Source organism: Rudaea sp. (genome assembly GCF_036383415.1).
GTDB lineage: Bacteria > Pseudomonadota > Gammaproteobacteria > Xanthomonadales > Rhodanobacteraceae > Rudaea.
On sequence record NZ_DASVOK010000292.1, the window covers coordinates 1 to 6392 of the forward strand.

Below are 6392 nucleotides of genomic sequence, written 5' to 3' on the forward strand. Positions count from 1 at the left end.
TTCGACGATGTCGGTGAGCTTGTCGATGATGAAGCTGCCCTGCCACGGGTTCTCGCAGAAATTCAGCCCCAGCTCGCGGTTGATGATGAGCTGGATGGCGACGGCGCGGCGCACGGATTCTTCGGTCGGCGTGGTGATCGCCTCGTCGTAGGCGTTGGTGTGCAGGCTGTTGCAGTTGTCGAACAGCGCGTACAGCGCCTGCAGCGTCGTGCGGATGTCGTTGAACTGGATTTCCTGCGCGTGCAGCGAGCGGCCGGAGGTCTGGATGTGGTACTTCATCATCTGGCTGCGCTCGTTGGCGCCGTAGCGCTCGCGCATGGCGCGCGCCCAGATGCGCCGCGCGACGCGGCCGATGACACTGTATTCCGGGTCCATGCCGTTGGAGAAGAAGAACGACAGGTTCGGGGCGAAGTCGTCGATGCGCATACCTCGCGCGAGGTAGTACTCGACGATGGTGAAGCCGTTCGACAGGGTGAAGGCGAGCTGCGAGATCGGGTTCGCGCCGGCCTCGGCGATGTGGTAGCCCGAGATCGACACCGAGTAGAAGTTGCGCACCTTGTGGTCGACAAAGTACTGCTGGATATCGCCCATCATGCGCAGGGCGAATTCTGTCGAGAAGATGCAGGTGTTCTGCGCCTGGTCTTCCTTGAGGATGTCGGCCTGCACGGTGCCGCGCACGGCGGCGAGCGTTTCCGCCTTGAGGCGCGCGTAGGTTTCGGCGTCGACGAGCTGGTCGCCGGTGACGCCGAGCAGGCCCAGGCCGAGACCGTTGTTGCCCGCGGGCAGATCGCCAGAATAAACCGGACGCTTCCTGCCTTCGTAGAGTCTGGCGATCTTGGCCTGCGCTTCCTTCCAGCGCAGCTCATCGGCCTTGAGGTATTTCTCCACGGCCTGATCGATCGCGGTGTTCATGAACATCGCGAGGATGATCGGCGCGGGTCCGTTGATCGTCATCGACACCGACGTACTCGGCGCGGACAGGTCGAAGCCGGAGTACAGCTTCTTCATGTCGTCGAGCGTGGGGATGTTGACGCCCGAGTTGCCGATCTTGCCGTAGATGTCGGGGCGCGGATGCGGGTCTTCGCCGTAGAGCGTGACCGAGTCGAACGCGGTGGACAGGCGCGTCGCCTTCTGCCCTTGTGACAAATAGTGGAAGCGGCGGTTGGTGCGCTCGGGCGTGCCCTCGCCCGCGAACATGCGCAACGGGTCTTCGCCGGTGCGCCGGTACGGATAGATGCCGCCCGTGTACGGGTACGCGCCGGGCAGGTTTTCCTTCATCAGGAAGGTGACGAGTTCACCCCAGCTCTTGTACGTCGGCGCGGCGACCTTCGGCACTTTCTGGTGCGACATCGAGTCGACGTAGTTGTTGCCGTCGACCGGCTTGCCGCGCACGAGGTAGGTGTAGTGTTCGTCGGTGATCGATTTCAGGCGCGCGGGCCAGTCGCGCAGCAGGTTGAGCGCATCGTTGCTGAGTTGCTTGACCGCGTCGTTGTAGTGCTGGCGCAGCGGGATCAGCACATCGCCCTGCTTCCCTTCTCCCGCCGGGAGAAGGTGGCGCGAAGCGCCGGATGAGGGAAGGGCGTTGCCCGGCTCGGTGCCGTGGAGTGCGTCGGAGGACTTTCCCTCATCCGCCCTTCGGGCACCTTCTCCCGGGGGGAGAAGAGAGTCAGAAGCATAGAGTTCGAGCGGCTTGGGCAGGTGTTGGTCGCCGAGTTCCCGCAGCGCGATCCACAGCGCCTGCGCGCGGTCGGCGATCTCGGCCTGGCGCATGATCTGTGCGTTGATGCCGCGACCGCCTTCGGCAATCTCGGCGAGGTAGCGCACGCGCGCGCCGGGAATCAGCACGGTCGCGCGCGGCTCCTTGATCGTCGTGTCGAGCTGCGGATCGAAGTCGCTGTGCTTCGAGGCGATGCCCGGCAGCTTCTCGCGCAGCAAGCGGCACAGGTTGACGAACATCCAGGTCACGCCCGGGTCGTTGAACTGGCTGGCGATGGTCGGATAGACCGGCACCTGTTCGTCCTTGAGCGTGAACGCGGTGCGGTTGCGCTTCCACTGCTTGCGCACGTCGCGCAGCGCGTCCTCGGCGCCGCGCTTGTCGTATTTGTTGAGCACGACGAGTTCAGCGAAGTCGAGCATGTCGATCTTCTCGAGCTGGCTCGCCGCACCGTAGTCGGAAGTCATCACGTAGATCGGGAAATCGACGAGGTCGACGATCTCGGAATCGGACTGGCCGATGCCCGCGGTCTCGACGATGACGAGGTCGTAGCCCTGCCCTTTCAGGAACGCGACGCTGTCCTTGAGCACCGCGCTCGTCGCCGCGTGCTGGCGGCGCGTCGCCATCGAGCGCATGAACACGCGTTTCGAGCGCAGGGAGTTCATGCGGATGCGGTCGCCAAGCAGCGCGCCGCCTGAGCGGCGCCGCGTCGGATCGACCGCGAGCACGGCGATGCGCATCTGCGGGAACGCATGCAGGAAGCGCAGCACGAGTTCGTCGACCGCACTCGACTTGCCGGCGCCGCCGGTGCCGGTGATGCCGATGACCGGCGTCTTGCCGCCAGCGAGCTGCCATTCCTTGCGCAGGCGCGCGAGTTCGGCCTCGTCGTGGCGGCCTTCCTCGATCGCGGTCATGGCGTGGCCGACGGCGATCTCGTCGTCGATCGCGACCTTGGCCTGCACCGCATGTGTCTTGGCCTCGCCACTGAGGCGCGCGTCCGCGGCCTTGCGCGCGCGCGCGACGACGTCTTCGATCATCTGCACGAGGCCGAGATGCATGCCGTCGTTCGGATGGTAGATTCGCTCGACGCCGTAGGCCTGCAGCTCGGCGATTTCCTCGGGCGTGATCGTGCCGCCGCCACCGCCGAACACGCGGATGTGCGCCGCGCCTTTTTCGCGCAGCATGTCGACCATGTATTTGAAGTATTCGACGTGGCCGCCCTGGTAGCTCGACAGCGCGATCGCGTCGGCGTCTTCCTGCAGTGCGGCGCGCACCACGTCCTCGACGCTGCGGTTGTGGCCGAGGTGGATGACTTCCGCGCCCTGCGCCTGGATCAGGCGGCGCATGATGTTGATCGCGGCATCGTGGCCGTCGAACAGGCTCGCGGCGGTGACGAAGCGCAGCGGCGCCGCATCCGTCGAGGCAACGCGAGCGGGAATGGACTGGGCAGTGGTGCTCATGGCGGGTCCGTATCGCGACGATCCGCCTATTCTACGCGCTGTGCGGGTTTTTCAGGACCGGGGCGCCTGCAGGATATCCGCCAATTCGAGTGTCACCGTGCGCTCCTTGCCCGCATGCGCGACCGTGAGCGCGACGTGCGTGCCCGCCGCCTGGCGCAGCTTGCGCCGGATGTCCCAGCCGCTGAGCCGCTTTGCGGCGACGCCGTCGATCGCGGTGATTTCGTCGTCCTTCTCGATGCCCGCCTTGGCCGCCGGCGTACCGGGCGCCACGAGCGCGACGCTGAAGGCTTCGGGCTTGTCCTTGTAGGCGCGCATGCCGGAGCGATCGAACGCCGGCGCGACGAAGCCCGGCTCGGGTTCGAGCCAGACCTTGCTGCGCGCATAGTCGAATTCGAGGGTGAAGTGCGCGAGCGTGTCGGTGCCGAGATTGCCCGCTTCGGTGCGCGAGGAAAAACTGCCCTTGCTGTCTTCGGCATAGCGCGCGACGACATCGTTGAACGTCTGCCCGCCCATCGCGAAGCGCGCACCGCCGATCGCCCAATTGCGCGACGCGCCACCCGCACCGAACGACACCGTTTCGAGGCCCGCCTTCATCTTCGCGGCGAGGCCGTGCTGCTCGGCCCAGACGTGCTGGATCAGCATCGTGCTGCCGTTGCCGGTATCGATCGCGAAATCGCCCGCGCTGCCTTCGAACTTCGCCGCGACCAGCGGCATGTCGTCGGCGAAGGTCAACGGCGCGGCAACGCCACGGCCTTGATACGCGCTGCCTTGCGGCTTCAGCGTCAGCGTCTTCGCCTGGTAGTCGAGTCGCACGACGAAACGCTCGAACAATTCGAGGCCGAGGATGCCGCCGAGCACGGGACGATCGCCGCGCTCGACCGTGTTGTACTGCAGCGGGATCACGTAGAAGTGCTGGTCGGTCATCACCGCGTCGCCAATCTGCAGGCGCGCGACGCGCGTGTCCTGCTCGCTGATCGTGCCTTCGCCGGCACCGCCCGAGACACCGGCGCCTGCCGACTGCAAGCCGAGCACCTTCACCACGTCAGGCGTGATGATGTTGTGTCCGCCGGTATCGAGGATGAAGGCGTAGGTGCGGTCGTTGAGCTTCGCTTCGACCGTGACGTAGCCGTCGACTTCGATCGGCACGCGGCTGCCCTGTGCCGGCACGCTCGCGTCCACGCGCGCCGCGGGGCGCGCGAAGTCGGCGGGTTGGGCCTTGTCGGCGCGGTATTCCTTGATCGCGACGCGATCGTCGTCGCTGGCTTCGCCGTCGCCAGTCGTGATCGCGAACGGCAGCTTGACACCGGCGACATCGCGATAGTCTTCGTAGCGCGTGATCTGCAGCGAAATCGGCATCACGCGCACGTTGCGCGCAAGCAAGCCGGTTTGTGCATCGAACCACAACTCGACCGGCTGGCCGTTGCGCGGGGTCGCGGTGACGACGTCGTAGTTGTGACCGCTGTCGGTCTTGCTGCTCGCGGCGGACAACGCCGCGCCGTCCGCACCGGCGCGCAACCAGCCGCGGCGCGCGAGCCAAGCATCGGTCACGGTCGCCGTCTGCGCGAACTTCGAATCGAGCGCGTGCACGCCGGCGGAACGATCCTGGCGCCAATGCTCGCGGCCATCGAAACCTTCGGCCGTCGCGAACACGCCGAAGTCCGAGCGCTGCACGTAGTGCCCGCCGCGCAAATCATCGACGCCTTGCCAGCGTGCGGTCAGACCGGCCGCATGTTCTTCCCCGTTCGCATGCAGTGCGGCGATCGCGTTCCACGCATCGCCGCCGCTCACGCTGCGCGCACGCTGCAGGACGTGCGCCGCATCGTGCGATTCGGCTTGGGCGACGTTGGCGAGCGCAAGCAGCGCGGCCAGGGCGGTCAACTTCATTTGAATTCCTTGAGTTTGTCGTCGGCGCATTCGATGCGCGGGCCCTGTGGTTCGTTTACAGGAAAGATCATGCCGTTTGCGCGCAAGCGCGTGCAAGGCCGCAACCACGCTGCGCGCGGCCTGTCCGCCGGCGGTGCTTCAACCGACGCGCTTGAACACGATGTCGTGGCCTTCGCGCCGGCTCGCGAAGCCGATGATCTTGCCGTGTTCGTCGCGCTGGAAAATGCGGCGTATGCGCGGAGCGCCCGGAGTGAAGAAGACATCGCGCAGTTCGGCCTTGAGCACGACCGGTTTGCCGCCCTGCGCGGTGCCGGTGAGTCCGTCGCCGGTCCGTTCGATGCGATAAGTGAAGTCGCCGGCCTGGTACGTACCGACGTATTCGTCCAATGCCCACACGGACATCGTCGCCTCGGGCGGATCATCCTGCGCGGCCATGGTCTGGCTCGAGATCATCTTCCAGCCGGCTGCCTCGCGCAGCCAGACTTCGGTCGAGAGGTATTTCGCATGCACGGTCTGGCCGTGGAACTGCAGCGTCGAGACATCGGTGAACGAGGTGACCGCGACGTTGCCATGCACTTCGACCTTGAAATTCTCCTGCGTGAGCTTGTTCGTCATGCCGTTGGCCGGCGGTTGCGCGCCGTCGACGATCTCCTTCTTCGTCGGCATGTCGCCGCCTTCGTTCATGAACAGCACGCGATCGTCGAGATACTTGCCGAGCACCTTGGCGTCGCCGCTCGCCGAAGCGTCGGAGAATTCCTGCGACTGGCGCTTGATCAGCGCGGCGACATCGTCGTTCGCGCGTGCGGACACGCACAGTGCAAGCAGGATCGGCAACAACGCGGCGTGACGGGACATGCGCACTCCTGATCGGAAAGGCAGGAGTATTCCGACACGCGCGAACTGCGGCGCGTGCCGATCGTCACGCCGATGATGGGATGAGCATCTTTCGCGACGAAGCGAGTGCTGTCCGTATAGGTTGACAGAAACAAGTACCCCGATATTCTCGGTCGCGCTGGGAAATCCAGTTCAGGTTTCAACGATGAATCCACGGAAATGAACTAAGGGAGAGGAAATGACTGTTTCGACAACGCGCCGTATCGCAATTTTGACCTTGATTTTGTTGGCCGCCATGCTGACCGGATGCGGCGCATCCGGGCCGGCGTACAAGCGCATGGACCCACCGATGAACGGCCAAGGCATCGTGTACATCTACCGCCAGCCGGGGCATATCGGGATGGGCGTGCACGGCGTGGTGCGCGCAAACGGAAAGGCCGTTACCGACATCAAGAATGGAGGTTACTTTCCCTACGTCGGGATGCCTGGTCCGGTCAAAT

At 65.1% G+C, this 6392-nt stretch carries 4 protein-coding genes; 1 reads left to right on the forward strand and 3 read right to left on the reverse strand.

Annotated elements, in window-relative coordinates; translation table 11 throughout:
• From VF497_RS11090 to VF497_RS11100, 3 genes are all read right to left on the reverse strand, one after another.
• On the reverse strand, positions 1 to 3174 hold a 3174-nt coding region (locus VF497_RS11090; RefSeq protein WP_330888647.1), incomplete at its 3' end, for a methylmalonyl-CoA mutase family protein.
• 51 nt (positions 3175 to 3225) lie between these two features.
• Positions 3226 to 5058: an aspartyl protease family protein gene (locus VF497_RS11095; protein WP_330888649.1), complete on the reverse strand. Its 1833-nt coding sequence runs from the start codon at positions 5056 to 5058 to the stop codon at positions 3226 to 3228.
• 138 nt (positions 5059 to 5196) lie between these two features.
• A complete protein-coding gene (locus VF497_RS11100; RefSeq protein ID WP_330888651.1) occupies positions 5197 to 5913 on the reverse strand; it encodes a DUF4440 domain-containing protein in 717 nt (238 codons plus the stop codon).
• A gap of 217 nt (positions 5914 to 6130) precedes the next feature.
• Between VF497_RS11100 and VF497_RS11105 the strand changes: the two genes are divergently transcribed.
• On the forward strand, positions 6131 to 6392 hold a 262-nt coding region (locus tag VF497_RS11105), incomplete at its 3' end, for a hypothetical protein (RefSeq protein ID WP_330888653.1).

Coding starts and splice junctions, on each gene's coding strand:
- VF497_RS11095 (WP_330888649.1), bottom strand. CDS start 5,058: ATGAAGTTGACCGCCCTGGCCGCGCTGCTTGCGCTCGCCAACGTCGCC.
- VF497_RS11100 (WP_330888651.1), bottom strand. CDS start 5,913: ATGTCCCGTCACGCCGCGTTGTTGCCGATCCTGCTTGCACTGTGCGTG.